Origin of the sequence: Pseudoalteromonas haloplanktis ATCC 14393, assembly GCF_000238355.1 — a bacterium.
GTDB classification, from domain to species: domain Bacteria; phylum Pseudomonadota; class Gammaproteobacteria; order Enterobacterales; family Alteromonadaceae; genus Pseudoalteromonas; species Pseudoalteromonas haloplanktis.
Genome location: NZ_AHCA01000054.1, coordinates 1 through 566 on the forward strand (window position 1 = coordinate 1; position 566 = coordinate 566).

The 566-nt window shown below is 42.8% G+C and carries 1 pseudogene; it reads left to right on the forward strand.

Annotation, left to right across the window (positions count from 1 at the left end):
• Positions 1-566, forward strand: a pseudogene (locus PHAL_RS24335) (TonB-dependent receptor); the annotation flags it as partial.

Here is a 566-nt window from a genome sequence, read left to right on the forward strand (position 1 = left end):
ATGCTTACTCATTCAGAATCAGAAAATAAATTTCAAAATATCGGTTTAGACTTTAGACATACAGGACACCACCTAGCGACAACAAAGGTAAATGGGGTTAATGTTGATACTGTTCCGACCGGTATTGATATTCAATTAGACTCTGCTCAAGGTGATTTAAGTCAAGCATTTGTTAATGCCCAAGGCTGGGATAATTACAACTACGATGTTGATTGGCAAAGTCCAACAGCCTTAACTGCGCAGTCGCTCACTACCGCTGATGCATTAAATGATGGTCGCCGATTAAGCCACTATATTACAGGTCGGGTTGATAATCCTGTGCGCGAAATGTCTACTGGTGAGTTTGATGCTAAGCGCTATGTAGACTTTGGCTTCGGCGATGGTTTTATGTTTGGTGCTGTGAAGTTCGGCGTACGTTACAGTCGTGAGGTACTTGAAAACTTTGACCAAGCAGTTAGTGCTGCCGGTGTTAATGCTGATGCGGTCGGCAGCTTTACAATTAGTGATGCGTTAGTCTCTGATGGTCAAACCGAGTTTTTTAATGGTAATTTCCCAGGCACATTTGG